15 protein-coding genes and 1 tRNA gene are annotated in these 20,091 nt (G+C 66.9%); 9 read left to right on the top strand and 7 right to left on the bottom strand.

The features are described from left to right. Positions 1 to 3: 3 nt before the first annotated feature. The 3 genes from LPA44_RS07420 to LPA44_RS07410 all read right to left on the bottom strand — a co-directional run bounded on the left by LPA44_RS07420 (position 4) and on the right by LPA44_RS07410 (position 2,369). Positions 4 to 600: a hypothetical protein gene (locus LPA44_RS07420; RefSeq protein WP_230888952.1), complete on the bottom strand. Its 597-nt coding sequence runs from the start codon at positions 598 to 600 to the stop codon at positions 4 to 6. A 96-nt stretch (positions 601 to 696) separates the two neighbouring features. Further along, entirely contained in the window at positions 697 to 1,299 is a 603-nt protein-coding gene (gene sod, locus LPA44_RS07415) for a superoxide dismutase (protein WP_230888951.1), read from the bottom strand. 68 nt (positions 1,300 to 1,367) lie between these two features. Further along, positions 1,368 to 2,369: a PLP-dependent cysteine synthase family protein gene (locus tag LPA44_RS07410; protein WP_230888950.1), complete on the bottom strand. Its 1,002-nt coding sequence runs from the start codon at positions 2,367 to 2,369 to the stop codon at positions 1,368 to 1,370. A 117-nt stretch (positions 2,370 to 2,486) separates the two neighbouring features. On the opposite strand from LPA44_RS07410, the gene LPA44_RS07405 reads away from it, so the two are divergent. The 6 genes from LPA44_RS07405 to LPA44_RS07380 all read left to right on the top strand — a co-directional run bounded on the left by LPA44_RS07405 (position 2,487) and on the right by LPA44_RS07380 (position 8,805). Beyond that, positions 2,487 to 3,632, top strand: coding sequence for an acyl-CoA dehydrogenase family protein (locus LPA44_RS07405; protein ID WP_230888949.1), 1,146 nt, complete (start codon positions 2,487 to 2,489; stop codon positions 3,630 to 3,632). A 107-nt stretch (positions 3,633 to 3,739) separates the two neighbouring features. Then, on the top strand, positions 3,740 to 6,025 hold the full coding sequence (locus LPA44_RS07400; protein WP_230888948.1) for a nitric-oxide reductase large subunit: 2,286 nt from the start codon (positions 3,740 to 3,742) through the stop codon (positions 6,023 to 6,025). 58 nt (positions 6,026 to 6,083) lie between these two features. Further along, positions 6,084 to 6,168, top strand: a tRNA-Leu gene (locus LPA44_RS07395). Between the two features lie 145 nt (positions 6,169 to 6,313). Beyond that, the gene (locus LPA44_RS07390) at positions 6,314 to 7,102 is read left to right on the top strand and encodes an inositol monophosphatase family protein (protein WP_230888947.1); all 789 of its coding nucleotides are present in this window, start codon (positions 6,314 to 6,316) and stop codon (positions 7,100 to 7,102) included. A gap of 60 nt (positions 7,103 to 7,162) precedes the next feature. Continuing rightward, positions 7,163 to 7,612, top strand: coding sequence for an Lrp/AsnC family transcriptional regulator (locus tag LPA44_RS07385; protein ID WP_230888946.1), 450 nt, complete (start codon positions 7,163 to 7,165; stop codon positions 7,610 to 7,612). A gap of 56 nt (positions 7,613 to 7,668) precedes the next feature. Next, positions 7,669 to 8,805 carry a DUF63 family protein gene (locus tag LPA44_RS07380; protein ID WP_230888945.1) on the top strand — a complete coding sequence of 379 codons (1,137 nt, stop codon included), beginning with the start codon at positions 7,669 to 7,671 and terminating at the stop codon, positions 8,803 to 8,805. A gap of 398 nt (positions 8,806 to 9,203) precedes the next feature. On the opposite strand, the gene LPA44_RS07375 is transcribed toward LPA44_RS07380, so the two are convergent. The 3 genes from LPA44_RS07375 to LPA44_RS07365 all read right to left on the bottom strand — a co-directional run bounded on the left by LPA44_RS07375 (position 9,204) and on the right by LPA44_RS07365 (position 13,971). Then, a complete protein-coding gene (locus LPA44_RS07375) occupies positions 9,204 to 10,904 on the bottom strand; it encodes a YcaO-like family protein (protein ID WP_230888944.1) in 1,701 nt (566 codons plus the stop codon). Positions 10,905 to 10,976: 72 nt separating this feature from the next. Then, positions 10,977 to 11,795, bottom strand: coding sequence for a transcriptional regulator TbsP (tbsP, locus tag LPA44_RS07370; protein WP_230888943.1), 819 nt, complete (start codon positions 11,793 to 11,795; stop codon positions 10,977 to 10,979). 97 nt (positions 11,796 to 11,892) lie between these two features. After that, positions 11,893 to 13,971 (bottom strand): hypothetical protein, encoded by a 2,079-nt coding sequence (locus LPA44_RS07365; RefSeq protein WP_230888942.1) that lies wholly within the window; start codon positions 13,969 to 13,971, stop codon positions 11,893 to 11,895. 104 nt (positions 13,972 to 14,075) lie between these two features. Here LPA44_RS07365 and glyA point away from each other — a divergent pair, with 104 nt between their 5' ends. The 3 genes from glyA to LPA44_RS07350 all read left to right on the top strand — a co-directional run bounded on the left by glyA (position 14,076) and on the right by LPA44_RS07350 (position 19,335). Further along, a complete protein-coding gene (gene glyA, locus LPA44_RS07360) occupies positions 14,076 to 15,323 on the top strand; it encodes a serine hydroxymethyltransferase (RefSeq protein WP_230888941.1) in 1,248 nt (415 codons plus the stop codon). 172 nt (positions 15,324 to 15,495) lie between these two features. After that, positions 15,496 to 18,315, top strand: a complete 2,820-nt coding sequence (locus tag LPA44_RS07355; RefSeq protein WP_230888940.1) for a PKD domain-containing protein — start codon at positions 15,496 to 15,498, stop codon at positions 18,313 to 18,315. A 126-nt stretch (positions 18,316 to 18,441) separates the two neighbouring features. Further along, complete coding sequence (locus LPA44_RS07350) at positions 18,442 to 19,335, top strand: bifunctional methylenetetrahydrofolate dehydrogenase/methenyltetrahydrofolate cyclohydrolase (protein WP_230888939.1); 894 nt, start codon at positions 18,442 to 18,444, stop codon at positions 19,333 to 19,335. A gap of 19 nt (positions 19,336 to 19,354) precedes the next feature. On the opposite strand, the gene LPA44_RS07345 is transcribed toward LPA44_RS07350, so the two are convergent. Continuing rightward, entirely contained in the window at positions 19,355 to 20,062 is a 708-nt protein-coding gene (locus LPA44_RS07345; RefSeq protein ID WP_230888938.1) for a DUF7117 family protein, read from the bottom strand. Positions 20,063 to 20,091 lie beyond the last annotated feature (29 nt).

Below are 20,091 nucleotides of genomic sequence, written 5' to 3'. Positions count from 1 at the left end.
CGACTACTCGTTCTGGATGGTCCGTTCCTCGACGTACACCGGGTACCGGTCTGTGTAGGTTCGTCCTGCGAAGTGAATCGTAGCGTCGACGGTGTGCGGGGTCGCCCTGATGACCTCGTAGCGGGACACCGACGGTTCGGAGAGCACGTCGCCGTCGCGGGCGAGGTGGGTCGTCAGTGCTGCGACCAGCCGGAGGCCGTCCTGTTCACCCCGACTGCTGACCGGGACGCTCAGTGTCTCGGCTTCCGGGAGCCGTTGGTCCAGCAGCGAGCGGAGATACTCGGCCGCGACTGACGCGCCCTGGATGTGGCCCCACTCCTCGAACGGCTCGTAGTCGTACTCGACGACCTCGTCGCCGGCCATCGTCGCCGGATACCGGACGGTGTCGTTGGATTCGACGTACTGGTATTCTTCGTCCGTAATTGTGCGCTCGACCGAAGCCTCGGCAGCACCGCCACGAACCGGCTCACGTTCGGTGGTAGTGCTGGGCGTCGAGGGCTCGGTGGTCGTTCGGTCTGCGTCGCTCGGCGCGGAGAGGCAGCCGGCGAACGGGAGCGTACCGGCGGCTACGAGGCCGAGCAGACGGCGTCTGGAGGGCATCGCGCGAACCGAAACGGGGAATCGATAAAAGCCTTCAGGGGCGGGCCGACGAGCGGCCCGGATGCCGAGTCGTAGGGCCGACGGTCGAATGTCGTGTTACTCGAACTTCTCGACGAGGTCCGCGTAGCGCGCTGCGGGCTCCTCCCAGTCGACGACCTCGAAGAAGTTCTCGATGAAGTCGCCGCGGGCGGGACCGTAGTCGTAGTAGTACGAGTGCTCCCAGACGTCCAGCGCCAGAATCGGGTGCGACCCCCAGAGTGCGCCCTTGTCGTGCTTGTCGACGACGACGTTGCGCAGCTGCTCGGAGTGGCTGTCGTAGACGAGGAGCGCCCAGCCACCGGCGGCGGAGGCTGCAGCCTCGAATTCGCCCTTCCAGGCGTCGTAGGACCCGAAGTCCTCCTCGATGCGGGCTCGCAGGTCGCCCTCGGGCTCGTCGCCGCCCTCGGGGCTCATGGACTGCCAGAAGAGGTCGTGGAGGATGTGCCCGGAGCCGTTGTGCGTGACGTTGCCGATGGCACCGGCGGAGGAGGAGAAGTCGCCCTCTTCACGATTTGCTTCGAGGGTTTCCTCGGCGGAGTTCCAGCCGTTGACGTAGCCCTGATGGTGCGTGTCGTGATGCCACGTGAGCACCTGCTCGGAGACGTGCGGTTCGAGTGCGTCGTAGTCGTACGGAAGCGGCGGCAGTTCGTAGTTAGCCATTGCAATTTACCCTAATGTGGCCCTGCCTCTTGGTGGTTTCCGGAAGCGCGTTTTAGTTGGATATCCAACTAGTCGACGTAGTCGGCGTACGGGTCGCGCTCCGGATACCGGTCGCCGCGGTCGGGTAGCGGCACGACGACCACGTCGTCCGGGCCGAGCGTGCCGCGGGTGGCCAGTCGGTCGACCATCGCGAGCGCGCCACCCGTGGAGGGGCCGACGAGGAACTCGCCGTTCACACGGAGTTTCGACCGGACGAACTCGCGGGACCACTGGCCGGAGTCTCGAATCCGGACCTCGGCGTCGGCGTGGCGCCGGCGGAGCCGCTGCACGTACTCGTAAGCCGTGTCTGTGGCCACGTACTCGCGGGCGTCGAGCGCGTCGAATTCGTAGGTTTCCGGCACGAACGTCTCGGGGCCGTGCATGTGCTTCAGCCCCGGGATGTCGTGGTCCGTCTCGGGCGGCTCGTAGCCGTGGACGTGCACGCCGCGCGGGCGGAGCGCGTGGCTCACGCCGACGAGCGTGCCGCCGGTGCCCGCGCCCGCGACGAAGTGCGTCACCTCGCCGTCGGTCTGCGCCCAGATTTCGGGACCGGTCGTGCCCGCGTGGACGCCGGGGTTCGCGGGATTCTGGTACTGGTTCGGGTAGACGTACTCGTCGGGCCGTTCGTCGACGAGGCGCCGGCAGCCGGCGACGAATTCGTCGTATCCCTCCTCGGCGTCGACGAACCGGAGTTGTGCACCGGCATCTCGAATGGCTGCGACCTTCCCGCGACCCGCATTATCGGGCAACACGATTTCGACGTCGTATCCCATCGCAGCGCCGATGCGTGCGACGGCCGCGCCCGTGTTGCCGCTGGACGCCTCGATTATCGTGCGCTCGGAGGTGAGGTCTCCGCGCGCGGCCGCGGCGTCCAGCATCGCCTTCCCGATGCGGGTCTTCACCGACCCGCCACCGTGGCCCAGCGACCCGAGGTTGAACCACTCGGCTTTCCCGTACACCGTCGGCGCGACCCCGACGTCGAGTTCGACCAGCGGCGTCCGCCCGACCTCACTGGGGTCCACGTCGACCATACCCGTGGCTTCGACAGTTCCCGACAAAAGCGGTTGGGCCGGTCCGCGCCGAAGAACCCCGTGGGGATTGTTCGGGGTTTACGAGCGTTTTTGTCCCGGTGTTCGGTACACTCCCACATGGACTTCGGGTTGACCGACGAGCAGCAGGCGATTCAGGAGGAGGTCCGCCGGTTCGCGGAGAACGAAATCCGACCGGTGGCCTCCGAGTACGACGAACAGGAGAAGTACCCATACGAGGTTATGGACGAAGCCGCGAAAGCCGGCCTGCTCGGGCCGACAATTCCGCTCGACTACGGCGGCGCGGGCTACTCGCCCGTCGAGGCTGCGCTCATCACCGAGGAACTGTTCGCCGCCGACCCCGGTATCGGGCTCTGCGTGTCCAGCGCGGGCTTCGGTGCCGAATCCATCATCGAATTCGGCACCGAGGACCAGAAGGAGCGCTGGCTCCCGGACATCGCGTCCGGCGACGCCATCATGGGGTCGGCCATCAGCGAACCCGACACCGGCTCCGACGTCTCCAGCGTCTCCACGCGCGCCGAACGTGACGGCGACGACTTCGTCATCAACGGCAACAAGATGTGGATTACGAACGGCTCCGTGGGCGACTTCTACGTCGTGCTCTGTCAGACCGACCCCGAGGCCAGTGGCCGGTACAACGGCTTCAGCCAAATCGTCGTGGAGGCCGACCGCGACGGCTTCGAGGCGGACAAAATCACGGGGAAACTCGGCATTCGCGCCAGCGACACGGCGGAACTCATGTTCGACGACGTGCGCGTCCCCGAAGAGAACCTGATTGGAACGGAGGGCGGGGGCTTCCTCCAGTTGATGCAGTTCTTCGACGAAACGCGCACGATGGTCGCCGCGCAGGGCGTCGGCATCGCGAAGGGGGCCGCCGAACGCGCCCTGGAGTACGCCCAGGAGCGCGAGCAGTTCGGCCGCCCCATCAGTGACTTCCAGGCAATCGAGCACAAGCTCGCGGAGATGCACACGCAGACCGAGGCAGCTCGCACGCTCACCCGGAAGTCCGCGTGGAGCGTCGAACACGAGGACGACCAGCTCACCGCGCTCGCCTCGATGGCCAAGGAGTTCGCCTCGCGGGTCGCCGTCGAGGTCGCCGACGAAGCCGTCCAGATTCACGGCGGCGCCGGCTACGTCAACGACTTCGACGTCGAGCGGTTCTACCGCGACGCCAAGATTACCCAAATCTACGAGGGGACCACCGAGATTCAGAAGAACATCATCGCCCGCGAACTCCTCGAATAGCGGACGCGAACATCTTCGAGCGGCGGTACATCCGGCATTTCGCGCTCCGTGCCCAGGGGCTTAGAATCCGCCCCAGCCTTTTCCTGCGTCGAATTGAACGCCGCAATATGGACGTCACTAGGTCCACGCTCGCGAAGATACTCGCGGTCGTGTTCGTCCTGAATCTCGTCGTCATGGGGGCTGGTGCCGCCTACTCCTACCAGCACCAGCCGCCGATTCCCGACGAAATCGTCGGGCCCGACGGCGACGTGGTCGCCACCCACGAGTCGATTCAGGACGGCAAGGCCGTCTTCCAGTCGAACGCCCTGATGAACCACGGGTCGATTCTCGGCAACGGCGCGTACTTCGGCGAGGACTACACTGCCGACGCGCTCCAACTGAAGACCCAATTCATGCAGGAGTACTACGCGAACGAACGCCACGGCGAAGCGTACGCCGACCTCACATCCGAGCAGCAGGCCGCCGTCGATAGTCGCGTAACCGCAGACCTCGACCGCTCGATTTCCGGCGAGACGGCACAGTACTCCGCCGCCGAGGCGTACGCCCACGAGCAGGTGCGCGAGGTGTACGTCGAGCGCTACCACGAGGGCGACGCCGAGCGCGGCATCCCCGAGGGCATGGTCGAATCCGCCGACGACGCCCGCCTGTTCGCGGACTTCGCGATGTGGACGGCGCTGGTCTCGCACGCCGAACGGCCCGGCACCGACCACAGCTACACGAACGACTGGCCGTACAACCCGCTCGCCGGCAACGAACCCACCGGCGCGACGATGGTCTGGAGCGCCATCGCGATGGTGTTACTCGTCGCCGGTGCCGGCCTCGGCGTCTGGCTGTACAACAGCATCGAACTCTCCGAACCCTCCACGAAGGGCATCGAAGTTCCGGACCCCGCGGACGTCGACTTACTCCCGAGTCAACGCGCAGCCACCCGGTTCATCCCCATCGCGGCGTTGCTGTTCGTCGCACAGGTGTTACTCGGGGCGTTGCTCGCGCACTATTACGTCGAACGCGACGCGTTCTTCGGTATCGGCGAAGCACTCGGTATCGACGTCATCCAGTGGCTGCCGTTCGCACTCACGAAGACCTACCACCTGGACCTCGGTATTCTGTGGATTGCCACGATGTGGATTGGCGCTGGGCTGTTCCTCCCTGGCCTCCTGACCGGCCACGAACCCGACCACCAGGAGTCCGCGATTAATGGCCTGCTCGGTACGCTGCTGGTGGTCGTCGTCGGCGGCTTCGTCGGCATCTACCTTGGCACGCAGGGCTTCTTCGACGGCCAGCTGTGGTGGCTGCTCGGCAACGAAGGCCTCGAATACGTCGAAGTTGGCCGCGTCTGGCAGGTCGGCCTCCTGCTCGGATTCGCCATCTGGGCGTTCCTCGCGTATCGCGGCCTCAAGCCGCTGCTCGCCCGCGAAGAGCGCTTCGGGCTCGCGCACATGATTCTGTACGCGGGCGGTTCTATCGGGTTGCTGTTCGTCGCGGGCATGCTGTACACGCCCGACTCGAACATCGTGATGACGGAGTTCTGGCGGTGGTGGGTCGTCCACATGTGGGTGGAGGGCGCCTTCGAGTTCTTCATCGTCGCCATCGTCGGCATCACGCTCGTCTCCATGGGCTTGCTGCGCAAGCGCTCCGCGGAGAAAGCCGTCGCCCTGCAAGTGCTGTTCGTGATGGGGAGCGGCGTCATCGGCGTCAGCCACCACTACTGGTGGATTGGCCAGCCCGACGTCTGGGTGCCACTCGGGAGCGTCTTCTCCACGCTCGAACTCGTCCCCCTGATTCTCATCCTCTTCGAGGCGCTGGGCCAGTACCGCGCGCTCTCGAAGAGCGACGAGACGTTCCACTACAAGCTCCCGTTCGCGTTCATCATCGCCTCCGGCGTGTGGAACTTCGTCGGCGCCGGGGTGCTCGGCTTCTTCATCAACCTCCCGCTCATCAACTACTACGAGCACGGCACCTACCTCACGGTCGCACACGCCCACGCCGCGATGTTCGGCGCGTTCGGCTTCCTCGCACTCGGCATGGCCGCGTACATGCTGCGGCTCTCCGTCGACCCCGAGAAGTGGAACGGCAAGCGCCTCTGGTGGGCGTTCTGGCTGTGGAACGCCGGCCTCGCCGTGATGGTCGGCCTCTCCCTGCTCCCCGTGGGCTTCCTCCAACTGGAGTCCGCGTTCACGGAGGGGTACGCGGTCGCGCGCTCGCTCTCGTTCTACAACCGCGACCTCGTCCAGCTGTTCTTCTGGGCGCGGTTCCCCGGGGACACGATGCTCATCCTCGGCACCGTCGTGTTCGCCTACGACGTCGTGCGGAAGCGCTTCCTGCTCCGTGACGTCGAGGAGGACGCCTCGGCGGGGCCGGTCGCCTCGCGCGTGCTCGGCGACGACGACTGAGCGCCCCCACCCCGATTCGCAACGCCTAAACCCCGCACGCGCCGACTACTCGACGCGTGCGAGGGTAGCCAAGCTCGGCCAACGGCGACGGACTCAAGATCCGTTCTCGTAGGAGTTCGAGGGTTCGAATCCCTTCCCTCGCATCGCCGGCGCTTCACGCGCCGCGGGATGCGGGAAGTCCGCGAGGCGGACTTCCCTCGCAAAACACGCTTCTGTGTGACTATCCGGACAGCGACGGCGACGTTTCGGACCGACGACTCTTTGGGGCGGCGGGCCACCACTCCGGGCATGAACGAGGACCGCGCGAGCGTCGCCGAACGCGCCGCGCTCGCAGGCAGCGAGGTCGCGTTGGAGGCGTTCCGCACCGGTATCGACGTGGAGACCAAGTCCGGGAAGACGGACGTCGTCACGCAGGCCGACCGGGACGCCCAGCGCCGCGTCATCGAAGTGGTTCGGAAAACCCACCCCGAGGACGCCATCGTCGGCGAGGAAGAAGACGAACTGAAGGAAGTCCCGGAGTCGGGCGCGGCATGGGTCATTGACCCCATCGACGGCACGAACAACTTCGTGCGCGACACCCAGATTTGGGCGACGTCGGTCGCCGCGGTGAAGGACGGCGAGACGCTCGCCGCCGCGAACGTGCTGCCCGCGCTCGGCGACACGTACGTCGCGGGTGACGGCGAAGTGACGCGCAACGGCGACCCAGTCACGGTCAGCGAGAAGACCGACCCCGAGACGTTCGTCGTCGTGCCCACCATCTGGTGGGGGTTCGACGACCGCGACGAGTACGCTCGAGCCTGCGAGGCCATCGTCTCGCGGTTCGCGGACATGCGGCGGTACGGCTGCGCGCAAGCCACTCTCTCGATGGTCGCCAGCGGGCAGGTCGAAGGCGCGATTACGAACGTCACCGTGAACGCCTGGGACTCCGTCGCGGGCGTCCACCTCGTGCGACAGGCCGGCGGCGTCGTCACGGACGTCCACGGCGACCCCTGGGAACCGGGCTGTGAGGGACTGGTCGCGTCGAACGGCGAGGCTCACAATGTCGTCCTTGAGGCCGCCCAGGCGATTCAGGAGTAGGTCAGCGCGAATCTCGGACGAGCAGTAAGCGTATTGGGGGACTCTCCCGACGGTTCGCGTATGGAGTTAGACGAGACGGACCGCGAGATTCTGCGCGCGCTCCAGGCGGACGCCCGCAAGCCGTTCAGCGAAATCGCCCGCGAAATCGAGATGTCCAGCGCGACCGTCCACGACCGCGTCAACCGCATGGAGGAAGCCGGCGTCATCCGCGGCTACCACGCCGACGTCGACCCGAAAGCCGCCGGCCTCGGCACCTCCGCTATCGTCGGCTTGCGCGTTGAACAGGGCCGCGAGCAGGACGCCCTCGACCGCCTCGCGGACATCGACGGCGTGCAAGAAATCCATCTCACGACCGGCGAGTGGGACATCATCCTGCGCGTGTACGCCGAGGACACCGACACGCTCCGCGAATTGATGTTCGAGGAAATCGCGGACGTTGACGGGTTCGCACGCTCGCAGACGATGGTCGTCCTCGCCACCGAGTACGAGTCCCACGAACTCCCGCTGTAGCCGACGCTCGGGCACAGACCGCAACGATAAAACAGCCACCGGCCACGTCTCCCAACATGACTTTCCCCGAGACCGACCGCGAGCGCGCGTGGACCGCGCTCGTCGGCGTCGCGCTCGCCGCGCTCGTCGGCGGGTCGCTGCTGTTCCCCGACACCGTCTACGGTGGCTTCGTCTGGCACTACTTCTGGGGTCCCGTCGTCGCCGACGCCAACGGCGCGCAGTGCGCCGTCTGGAACGGCGGCGCCGTCCAACTCCTCTACAACTCCTCCGCGTGCACCGCCGCGACCGAACCCGTCGCCTACCCCGGCTACACGCTCGTCTCCGAGGTCGGGTACGCGGTCACGCTGCTCGTCTCGCTGGTCGGCGTCACATTCCTCCTCGACCACTTGAAGGTCGGCGAGAACCTCGACCTGCTGTACGCGCTGTTCCCGTTCGTCCTGCTGGGCGGCGCGCTCCGCGTCGTCGAGGACGCCAACGACGCCGCCGCGGCCGCACCGGGTGTCGAGCAGTTCCTCGACTATCCCGCGAACACGCTCATCATCAGCCCCGTCATCTACTTCGTGATGTTCGCCATCACGCTCGCTTTGCTCGTCGCCTGCGTCCTCCTCGCGCGCCGCACGGACGTCTTCGAGAACTACTACCGCCCGCTCGCGACCGCTGGCATCGCCATCCTCACCGCCACGGTCGGTTTCCTCGTCTTCCTCGCGGCGACCACCGACTACGTCTCCCTCCACCCACAATTCACGGTCCTCACGGTCCTGTTCGCCACCATCATCACGGCCACCGTCTGGTACTACGTCCGCCGACAGCTCCCCGACATCGCCTCCGGCACCGAGTTCGCCGGCGCCGTCGTCCTCTGGGGCCACGCCGTCGACGGCGTCGCCAACGTCATCGGCCTCGACTGGGCCGCCGAACTCGGCCTCGCGTACGACCTCGTCCCGAAGCACCCGGTCAACGCCGCGGTCGTCGACATCACCCAGAACGTCCTTCCCGCCTCCATCATCCACTACACCGGCGACGCGTGGCCGTTCCTCGTCCTAAAAATCGTCGCCGCGCTGTTCGTCCTCTGGCTGTTCGATGCGGAACTCCGCGAGGAAGCCCCCCGCTACTACACGCTCATGCTCGTCGCCGTCCTCGCCGTCGGTCTCGGGCCCGGCTCTCGGGATATGCTCAGAGCTACTTTCGGTATCTAAAACCCACTTTTTCCTGCGGTCGCGGCCTGCGGCCGCTCTCTTCTCACGGGCGCGGAGCGCCCGTTCGCACGGCCAGCGGGACCTCCGGTCCCGCTTGGCTTGCAAAAACTTGGGGAAAAAGCACTCCTCGCTCCAGTGCGGCTGCGGCGCTTAGTCGCTCGTCGGCCCGCGAGCCGAAGGCTCGCGATGAACGGCTTTGCTCGGGGTCTTCGACCCGATCACTCGCCGATGCTCGTTGTCGGCTGAGTAATTGGGCGATAGGCGTTCGCGGCGCCAACGGTCCGAAGGTCCTGAGCGCCGTGATTCACCGCGCGAGCGTAGCGAGCGCGACGGGAGAGAGGACTGCTTTTGGTGGAGGTTTTGCCGAGGGCGGTGAAGCCGCCCGCAGCGCAAAAATCCTACGGGAACGGATGGAACGGCTTGTCCAACCGCGCCTGAAAACCCAACTCCCGAGGAACCTCACGCGCTCGCTCGCCGAAGAACGGCTGGTCGACGAACAGCGGCTGGGCTTCCGGCACTAACACCCGCACAGCCTCGAAGCCCGCGTCCTCCAAGTCACGAGTCGTGATGCGGGCGGCGTAGGCCTCGAGGTCGGCGTCCGCAAGCGCGTCGAGAACGGCGTCGAGTTCGTCGGTTCCCTCCGGGGGTTCGGCGGGACCCACGTCGCTGGCGGGGATGGTGGTATCAGGGTCGAGGAAGCCGCGGACGTCGCGGGGGAAGTCGGCGTACTTGCCGATGGAGCCGTCCTCCGTCGCGGCTTGCTCGGGGCCCATGGCGCGCAATTCCATCCAGTTCTGGAGGGCTTCGCAGAGCGCGTCGCGGGCGGCGGCGTCGGCGTCGAGGTCGGCGGCGGAACCGAGCGCGAATCGCGGCCACTCGTCGCGGTGGACTGCGACTGCGACGACGGGGACGTCGACGTCCTGCGTGCACAGCAGCGCCGTAACTTCCAGATTCTCGGCGCTCGCGCGGCGTTCGAGCTCGTCGAACTCGGGGTCGTCGACCTGAAGGCCGAGCGGGTCGAACGTGGAGTACCACGACAGCATCGTGGCGTCGCGCTCGACTGTCTCGTAGAGGCCCGACAGTACTGCGCCGACGCCGGAGTTGCCGAGGCCGAGGCCGGTCGTAATCGTTCCCGGTCGTTCCTCGGATGGCGGGAAGACGACGCGGTCCGCAGGGAGCAGCGCCGAGTCTTTCGAGTCGAGATTTTGGCCGCGCACCCACTCGAATTCGTCCGCCTCGCTGCCCGCATCTTCGGGGCGGACGAAGCGCTCTGGTGGGACTGCCTTCTCGTGGTCGACGGGCGCAGTCTCGAAGTCGTCGGTGCGGTAGACGCCGGCGGCGTACCGCTCGAACCCTTCACCGACCGCTTTCATGTAGGCGGCGTTCCAGTCGGCGGCGACGCCCGCTGATTGCGTCGAGGCTTCGGCGTCGCTGAACGGCGACGTGTCGGTGCCCACGGCGAGGTAGTACGGCGCGGGGAACGACTCTCGTTCGCCCACCGCCGAGAGCACGCCGACGCGGTCGTCGACGAGCGGTTCGGCGGCGGCGAGCGCGTCGTCCAGCGACCGCGCCTCGTCGCTCAACGGGAGGTCGTCGTTCGTGCCGTCGTCCGCACACGAGCAGCTCGGGACGGGCGCGAGCGTTCGCTCGGCGTGCGGGAGTTCGAGGACAGTTCCAGGTGCGGCGTCCCCGCGGAGCGCGTCGACGGCGAGGCGGCCGGCGTGCGCGCCGGCGAGCCGCACTGCACTCCGGTCGGCGCTCGGCGATTCCGCCGGTTCGTGGCCCGTCGCGGTCACGCGCGCCGCCAAACATTCGAAACACGGCCCCTCCGGAGCGAGCAAGGAGACGCCCGCATCGACGTCTGCGAGCGGGCGGCCGCCGAGCCCGCCGACCTCGACGGTGAGCAGCGGCGTGTCTCCGCTTCGGGCGTGCTCGTTCGCAGTACCGAATCCGCCGGAGCCGGCGACGCCGACGACGACGGCGAAGTCCGCGTCGGCGACGCCAGCGACGTCCGTGGCTTCGATAGCGGCGTCGACGTCCGCGAGCGCGTCTCGTACGGCTTCGACGGCCGGGCCGTCGCCGACGACGGCGACGGTCACGGCGACTCCTCCAGTAGCATAGCTACGGGGTGGGGAGACGAGGGGAAAACTGTGCGGGATTCAGCCGAAGGCCTACGAGAGGACGGACTGGGCGACGTTCGCGAGTTCCGCGGGCGGCGCGTCTTCGAGGCGCTCGTCGGCGAGCTTCAGACGGAGGCGCGGCCGGCCGACGTCGATGGGGACCTTTTCGGTGTCGATGAGCCCGAGGTCCTCGAGCTTCGTCTTCGTGCGGGAGAACGTCGCTTTCGACGCGATGCCGACGTCCTCGCCCCACTTGCTGATGTCGTAGAGGAGTTCACGGTTCTTCGCGGCGACCAGCAGACTGACGGTGACCTCGTCGAGGCCATCGCCGTCGCCGCGGGCGGTCTCCATGGATTCGAGGACGCTCTCGAAGTCCTCCTCGACTTCGGGGCTGATGTCCTCGTCGAGCGTCTGCCGGACGCGGTCGATGGCGGGCGTGCGGAGCGTGAACTGCTCTGCGTCGGCCCAGTCGTCGGCGACGGCGTCGTAGGCGGTCTCGGCGAACTCGGCGTCGTCAGTGGTGAGACCGCCTACGAGGCCGCCGACCTCCACGAGCGCGACTGTGCGGTCCTCCGTGACGAGCATCGACGAACGTGCGTCGCCGTCGAACACGCGCAGTTCCAGCACGTCGGCTTCGACGAGGTTCGCGGCGTTGCTAGCGACGATGAAGTCGTCCATCACGTCCTTCAGCGTGCGCTCGTCGCCGAGCAGTCGGATGGACGGGAGCTCCCCCTCGTAGGCGTTGGCGACGTCGACGAGTTCCTCGACGGTCTCGCCGGCGGGGTTCACGACGAATAGCTCGCCGGGTTCGGCGTCGAGGACGGTGCGGACGACGTCGTCCACGCTCGTCCCCAGTAGATTCTGTGACATCTCTGCGTGGGTCTAGGGTCACGACGTATTTAATTTTACCGGACATCGAGCCAGTAAAACCGCGGGAACCGCGCGCTATCGGCGACTTTCGACCGTTTCACGTCGTCGACACGTTCGGCCGGAGGAGCGCTGCGGCCTCGTGGGACCAGTAGAATTCGCCGTCCACGACGACCGGGTGGTCGGCGTCCGCGAACAGTTCCGCGAGTTCGGCCGCAGGTAGTTCGAACTCAGTCGGGTTCCCGCAGAGTCGCGGGTCCAACGCGGCATCTGCGTCGACGTCGTACCAGCAACCGTGGCCGTCCGCTGGGACGTACTCGTAGGTCACCTCGCAGGCACCCGTACCGTCGCGTTCGACGTGCGCGACCTTCGCGCCGTCGCCGTCCGTCCGGGAGAGCATCTGCATGCCGTCACCGACCACCGCGTAGTCTTTCCCCATCCGGATCCGCCGGCGCGCGAGCCGGAGTGCCGTCTCGATGGGGAAGCCGTGGACCAGCAACTCCGCGAACGCAGTGCCGACCTTGGCGGCCTGCTCATCCAGCACTTTCCGCAGCGTCACCGCGCCCGCGACGCTCCCGCGCTCGACGAGGTCGACGCCCTCGTAGTACGACCCGCAGGCGTTCAGGAAGAACGTCTCGACGTTCGTCTCCGGGACGTCGTCGACGGCGAGATTACCGTCCGCACAACGCAGCCCTTCGACCTCGCAGTGGCCGATGTAGTGAAGGAACTCGTAGTGGTCACCGAGCACGCTCGCGAGCTCCTTGCGGGTGAGGTCATCGAAGAAGGAGACGTCCATCGGCAGCGACTCGGCGTGCGCCTCGTAGACGCCCGCGACCGCCTCGTGCTCGCCGGTCATGCTGCGGTCGTTGAGCACCACCGCGACCGACAGCTCATCGGTGGACTCGCGCTGGAAGTCGAGGTGGTTGTGGTAGGCTTCGGGCTGGCTCTTGAACACGTCGATGGGCGTGCCGTCGGCGAGCCAGCCCTGCCAGCGGCCGTCACGGAGTTTCGGCTTCAACATCTCAACGGTAGCGACGGGACCGGGTGGCCCGCGGTAGAAGTCGTCGAGCGTGCGTTCCAGCAGTTCTTCGCTCTCCAACGCGGCTGTTTCGGGCGGGTAGACGAGCGCCAGTCGGTCGAGGAGGAACGGTAGCGTTTCGACGTGGTCGAGGTTCGGCGCGACGTGCATCGAGAGGTGCCACTCCGGAAGGTCGTCGGCGATGCGCTCGAAGGGCGCATCGAGGTACGTCGCGAGCCGGTCGGCGGGTGTCGCGTCGTAGGCTGCGATCGGGTCAATACCGATGACGTCCAGCAAGTCGTGCTCGGCGAGCGTCACGTCGACGGGTTCGTGAGTGGGAACCGCGCGGCGCTGCTCGGGCGGGATGGCCGTACGGACGAGGCAGTCCAGCCAGAACGCGCGCGCCAGCAACTGCGGCACCTCCACGGTCAGCGCGTCGAAGGTGTAGTTGACATCCGAGACGGGCGCGCGGAGTCGCTGCGTCACGCCCGCGTCGACGGTGACCTCCGCGCCGAGGTAGTACGCCAGCGGTGCCGCGACGAACAGATCCTCCAGCGACCGCGGGAGCAAGAGTTCGATGCCGGTGTCGGGCGTCTCCGTGGCGACCGTCTCGGGCACGTTGACGGCGTCCCCGAACGCGAATTGTGGCGGGTGGCAGCGCTGGTGCCACGCCGACCGGTCGGGAGTCATCGTACGATGAGCGGCTGCTGCGTGCGTCACCGCAGTCGCGACGCCGTCCAGAGTCTTCGGGATAGTGATGGTTTCAGTGGGTGCGTGGACGTCGCTCCGAAAGCCGATTGTGACGTCCGTGGGTTCGTCGAAGGCGACGTCGAGTTGGTCGCCCTGCGCCACGACGGCGGGCCCGTCGAAGCCAACGAGCACGTCGACTGTACCGCCGGCTTCGAGGACGTACTCGCCGACGTCGAGGCGGCGGCGTTCACCCACACCGAGCGAATCGGCACGAGCGCCAGCCGCGAACACTGACGCGTCGCTGGTGGGGACGGAAAGCTGCGTGGCGATGCCGGAGGTGGTGGCGTCCGCTGGCCACGCGAGCGTCCGCCCCCCGTGGGCCTGCCGCCAGTCGGGCGCTCGCACCGTCACTTCGTTCCCGGCCGCGTCGGCCGCGGACACCCCTGTTCCGGTTTCCTCCCACTGAATCACGCGATCGAGACGTACTGCCAGTGGGCTTATATTTCTATCGAGAGCCGAGGGTGAATTATGGCAGGCTCGGTAGACTTATGCCGCGCGCACCGGCCACTCTAGGCATGAGCTACGACGACGTCCGGGACGTCGACCCGGCAGTCGCAGACGCGCTCGTCGGCGAGCGCCACCGGCAGAACGAAACACTGGCGATGATTGCCAGCGAGAACCACGTCAGCGAAGCCGTCTTGGAGGCCCAGGGCAGCGAACTCACGAACAAGTACGCCGAGGGCTACCCCGGCGAGCGCTACTACGGCGGCTGCGACTTCGCGGACGACGTCGAGGAACTCGCCATCGAACGCGCGAAAGAACTGTTCGGCGCGGACCACGCGAACGTCCAGCCCCACAGCGGCTCGTCGGCGAACATGGGCGTCTACTTCGCGGTGCTGGAGCCCGGCGACAAGATTCTCTCCCTGGACCTCACCCACGGCGGTCACTTGAGCCACGGCCACCCCGCGAACTTCGCGGGCCAACTGTACGACGTCGAGCAGTACGAGGTCGACGCCGACACCGGCCGCCTGGACTACGACGCGCTCTTCGAGAAGGCCGAGGAGTTCGAGCCGGACATGATCGTCTCGGGGTTCTCGGCGTACCCCCGGGAGGTCGAGTGGCACAGCATTCAGGAGGCCGCCGACGCCGTCGGCGCGTACCACATGGCGGACATCGCGCACATCACGGGCCTCGTGGCGGCGGGCGAACACCCTTCCCCGGTCGGCGTCGCGGACTTCGTGACCGGGAGCACGCACAAGACGATTCGCGCGGGCCGCGGCGGCATCATCATGTGCGACGAGGAGTACGCCGGCGACGTGGACTCCGCAGTGTTCCCGGGCGCGCAGGGCGGCCCGCTGATGCACAACATCGCGGGGAAGGCGGTCGGCTTCAAGGAAGCGCTGGACCCGGCGTTCGACCAGTATGCCGCGCAGGTCATACGAAACGCGGAAGTACTCGGTGAGACGCTCCAGGACCACGGCTTCTCGCTGGTCTCGGACGGCACCGACACCCACCTCGTGCTCGTTGACCTCCGCGACTCCCACCCCGAGGTCTCCGGCGGCGACGCCGAGGAAGCCCTCGAAGAGGTCGGCATCGTCCTGAACGCCAACACCGTGCCGGACGAGTCGCGGTCGGCGTTCGACCCGTCGGGCATCCGCGCAGGCACGCCCGCTCTCACGACGCGTGGGTTCGACGAGGACGCGATGGAGACGGTCGGCGACTGCATCGCGAAGGTGGTGGACAACGTCGGCGACGCCGAAGTGTACGCCGAGGTCGCCGCGACCGTCGAGCGCCTCTGTCAGGACCACCCGCTGTACGAGTAGTCCGACTGTCGCCGGCCACCTCACTTCGTTCTGGTAGGAGTACGAATAATTCAGCGGTGTAGATAGTCGCTTTCGGGTGGTTTCCCAGGCCCATTAGAGGTACCAGTAGGGTGACGAATGTTGGTTGACGGCCACTCTTCTTTTCCGGGGTCCGAGTGAGGAAATCTGCTGCATGGCGCGACACGGACAAATCGCAGTACTAGTCGTCGTGCTGCTCGTCGGCGTCACACACCCGGTCGGTGCGGCTATGACCGGTGGAGTCGCCGACGGCCCCGAGACCAGAGGCACAGTCACCGCGGACGCGACCGTCGAACTAAACCTGACAGCCGACCCGGCAGCAGTAGAAGCAGGATCGAACGTGACGTTCCACACCGTTCGGAACGACACTGGTGAACCCGTGAACGCCACGGTCACCGTAGCGAACGAGACGCTCGCTACGGGCCCCGACGGGAATGTCACGTGGACGGCGACGAACGGGACGTGGACGGCGACTGCGTCGAAGAACGGAACGACGGAGTCGTACGTCAACGACACTACGACTGTCCGCGTCGCCGAGCAGGTCGCCGACCTCTCCCTGCAGGTCAGCAGTTCGTCGGTGACCGCCGGCGACTCGGTCACGTTCACCGTCAAGCACCCCGCGACGAGCGCGTACGTCAACACCACGCTCCGCGTCGGCGACCGGACGTTCCGGCTCGGTGACGACGGGAAGCGCGTTGTGTCGTTCCCCGACGCGGGCACGTACGACGTGCTGGCGTCTCGTGAGCGTACCGCGGACACCGTCTACCGGAACGCGTCGGCGACGGTGACCGTTGAGAAGCGACGCGCCGACCTGAAACTCTCCGCGTCGAAGACGAGCGTCACGCCCGGCGAGGACGTGACGTTCACGGTCAAGAACGCGGATACGTCCAACTACGCGAACGCCACGCTGCGCATCGCCGGTGACACCTATCGCACGGGTGACGACGGGAAACTCGTGTACGCCTTCCAGCAGGAGGGGACCTTCGAGGTGGTCGCCGAGAAGGCCGACACGGCGGGCACGAACTACGTTAATGCGAGCGTGAACGTCACCGCTAACGGTGCGGAGTCGAATCTGAAACTCTCCGCCAGCGAGACGGCCCTGCGCCCAGGCGAGTCCGTCACGTTCTCCGTGAAGAGCAGCAAGTCCAGCGAGCACGTGAACGCGAGCCTCCGCCTCGGCGACGAGACGCGGTGGACGGGTAGCGACGGCACGCTCAAGCACGTGTTCGACGAGGTAGGTGACTACGTGGTGGTCGCCTCGAAACCGGCGACGCTGTCGACGACGTACGAGAACGACACCGTCGACGTCACCGTTGAGAAACGCGACGAACCGCTCGCGCTGTCGGTGAGCGAGTCGACAGTGCGGCCGGGCGAAGCAGTGACGTTCACCGCTAAGAACGCGTACACGTCCAACTACGCGAACGCTTCGCTCGCCATCGTCGACAACACGTACCGAACGGGTGCGGACGGCAAGCTCACGTACGCGTTCGAGGAAGAAGGGACGTACGAGGTCGTCGCGAACAAGACGGACACGCTCGGGTCGGACTACCACAACGACACCGAGAACGTCACCGTCGAGAAGGCCGACGTCCCGCTCGACGTCTCCGTCAACACCACGAGTCCGCGGCCTTGTGAACCCGTGCAGTTCGTGGTGAAGCGCGGCGACACCGGCAACTACGCGAACGCCACCGTCTCCGTCGCGAACCATACGGTCACGACCGGCGAGGATGGCACCCTCGTGTTGTCACTCGGCGTCGCCGGCGAGTTCACCGCGACCGCGTCGAAGGACGACACATTCGCCACAGAGTACCGCGACGACACGGTCGCGCTCACGTCCGAGCGGGAGACGGTACCGTTGTCGCTCTCCGCGAACCGGACTGAGCCGCGGCCCGGGCAGCCCGTGGAGTTCACCGTGAAGGACGGATCCAGTGGCAACGTCGTGAACGCCACACTCCACCTCGGGGACGAGACGGTCGTCACGGGCCCGGACGGCACGGCGACGTACACGTTCGCCGAGCCGACGGCAGTGACGGTGAACGCGACGAAGAACCAGACGCTGTGCACCCACTACCTGAACGGGTCGGTGAACGTCACCGCCGAGCGCGACGTCATCGAGGTGAAGGTGATGACGAGTCGCGCCGAGCAGATGGTGACGTTCAGTACAAACGACCACAACAGCGGGAACGCGATTCACGCGCGGCTGGTCGTCCGCCCCACGAACAACACGACGTTCTACAACCGTAGCGTCGTGAACCGGTCGTACTTCCCGATTCGGAACGGTACTGGTGAGGATGGCCTCTGGTCCCACGAGTTCGACGTCGAGGGGAACTTCGAGGTCGTCGCGTACCGGAACAACACGACCGGCTACACGTTCACGACCGACCGTGAGGTCCTTGACATTCCCGGGCCGACGAAGGTCACCGGGAACGAGACCGACGCCCTGGACGCGACTGCAAATGCGAACGACACGACTGCTGCGTTCCGCGCGACCGTCTGGGACGACCGCACGCGCGTTGCGGTGAACCTCACGGACGCGACGTCGGACAACCGAACGGTCGCGAACGTCACGTTCGGACCGACGGCAGCGACGAACGTGACAAACGTCACGAGCGTCGAAGTCGTCGGGGATACGACGAACGAGACCCTGACTGGGAACACCTCAGACGTGAACGTCACTGTGGCTGGCCCCGCGAACGAGACACTCGGCGGGGCGGCCGAGTTGACGAACGCGTCGGCCGTCCAGTACGCGAACCTCTCGGTCGACGGCTGGACGTCTGCAACCGTCGAGAACACGACGGTGCGCTTCTCGGTCGGGAACGCCACGCTCCCCGAGGGCGCGAACGCGACCGACGTGACGCTGTACCGCTACGCGAACAGTACGTGGTCGCCGGTCGAGACGGTTCACCTCGGCGACGGCCACTACACCGCGACGCTGCCCGGTGACGGGCCGCTAGCGGTCGCGGTCGACGACTGAGTCGACTGGTGGCTGGGAGGCCACCGGCGGTTTACGTAGCCACTTCTATGCATACTTTCCTGAGGATCCCCGCGTGAGTATGCACGAACCGCCGAATTGAAGGCGGGCGAGCGCGGAAGTCGCGCCATGACCAGCATCATCGACGGGAACGCCGTCGCTGCCGACGTCCGTGACGACCTCGCCGAGTCCGTAGCCGCGCTGAAGGACGCCGGTGTGACGCCGCGACTCGCGACCGTCCTGATGAACGACAAGCAGGCCAGCGAGACGTACGTCTCGATGAAACAGCGCGACTGCGAGGAAATCGGTATCGCCGCCGAGGACATCCGCATCGACCCCGACGCCCCCGCCGAGGAACTCTTCGACACGGTCACCGACCTCAACAACCGTGAGGACGTCCATGGTATCCTCGTGCAGGACCCGACGCCCGACCACGTCCCCGACGAGCGTGTGCTCTCCGCGGTCGACCCCGCGAAGGACGTTGACGGCTTCCACCCCGAGAACGTCGGGAAGCTCGTCGCCGGGAACGCGCGCTTCAAGCCCTGCACGCCCCACGGCATCCAGAAACTCCTCGCGAGCGAGGGCGTCGACACCGAGGGCAAGGAGGTCGTCGTGGTCGGTCGCTCGAACATCGTCGGGAAGCCGCTCGCGAACCTCCTCGTCCAGAAGAGTGAGGGCGGCAACGCCACGGTCACGGTCTGCCACAGCCGCACGGAGGACCTCGCCGCACACACGCGCCGCGCGGATATCGTCGTCGCGGCGGCCGGCGTCACCGAACTCGTGGACGGCTCGATGCTTTCAGAGGGAACCGTCGTCATCGACGTCGGCATCAACCGCGTGGACGCCGACACCGAGAAGGGATACGAGCTCGTCGGCGACGTGGAGTTCGAGAGCGCCAAGGAGAAAGCCAGCGCCATCACGCCCGTTCCCGGCGGTGTGGGCCCGATGACGCGCGCGATGTTGCTGTACAACACCGTGAAGGCCGCCGGCGAACAGACTGGGACGGACGTCGAACTCCCGTAGGCCGGCGAATCGATTCCGGTTAGGCCAGCGCGTCGAGGCGGGTGCGCGCCCGCTCGACGCCCGACTCGTCGCCGCGGAGCGCGTCCGCGATGGCGCGCGCTGCTTCTACCAGTCGTTCCGCGTCCTCCGGAGACACGTCGCCGTCCAGCGCGTCGACGCGCTTGGCGTGGTCGCGGAGGCGTTCGAGCAGTCCGCGCTCGGGTTCAGGTACTTCACCGTCGCAGTACGTCCGCACGTCCGCGCGGTAGGCGTCGACTGCCGCCGCGTACGCCAGCCCGCGAATCGCTCGCAGGGATTCGGGTACCTCGTCGGGCGTGGGCCGGTCGCCATCCTCCGCACCGTTCAACAGCGCGAGCACGTAGCGTTCGGCCTCGTCGCTCGTCCGGAGCGCGTCCCCGAGCAGGACCGCCGCGCGCCGGAGTTCCTGAGCCGCGAGGTACGTGTCATCGAGGTCGAGCAGATCGCCACCCGAGACGAACCCCCGGGACTGGCAGTAGTCGCGGCACGCGTCCGCCGCGGGGTCGAGCGCACCGCGAAGGTCGCCGTCCGCGGCGGCGTCGCGGGCAGCCGAGAGGTCGAGGTCGGCGTTCCCGTCCGTGTGCGTGCTGCGCTCGCCGATGCCGACGCTGCGCATACTCCCGCAGTCGGGGCACTCGATGCTCCCGGTCTCGTAGTACGACCACCGCGTCCCACACGATTTGCACTCCCGTTCGCCGCGCACGTCCATACTCAGGTGTTGGGCGTCGCGGGGCAAAA

This window comes from Halobacterium sp. KA-4 (assembly GCF_021028995.1).
Classification (GTDB): Archaea; Halobacteriota; Halobacteria; order Halobacteriales; family Halobacteriaceae; genus Halobacterium.
This window is presented reverse-complemented; position numbering and strand designations above follow the sequence as displayed.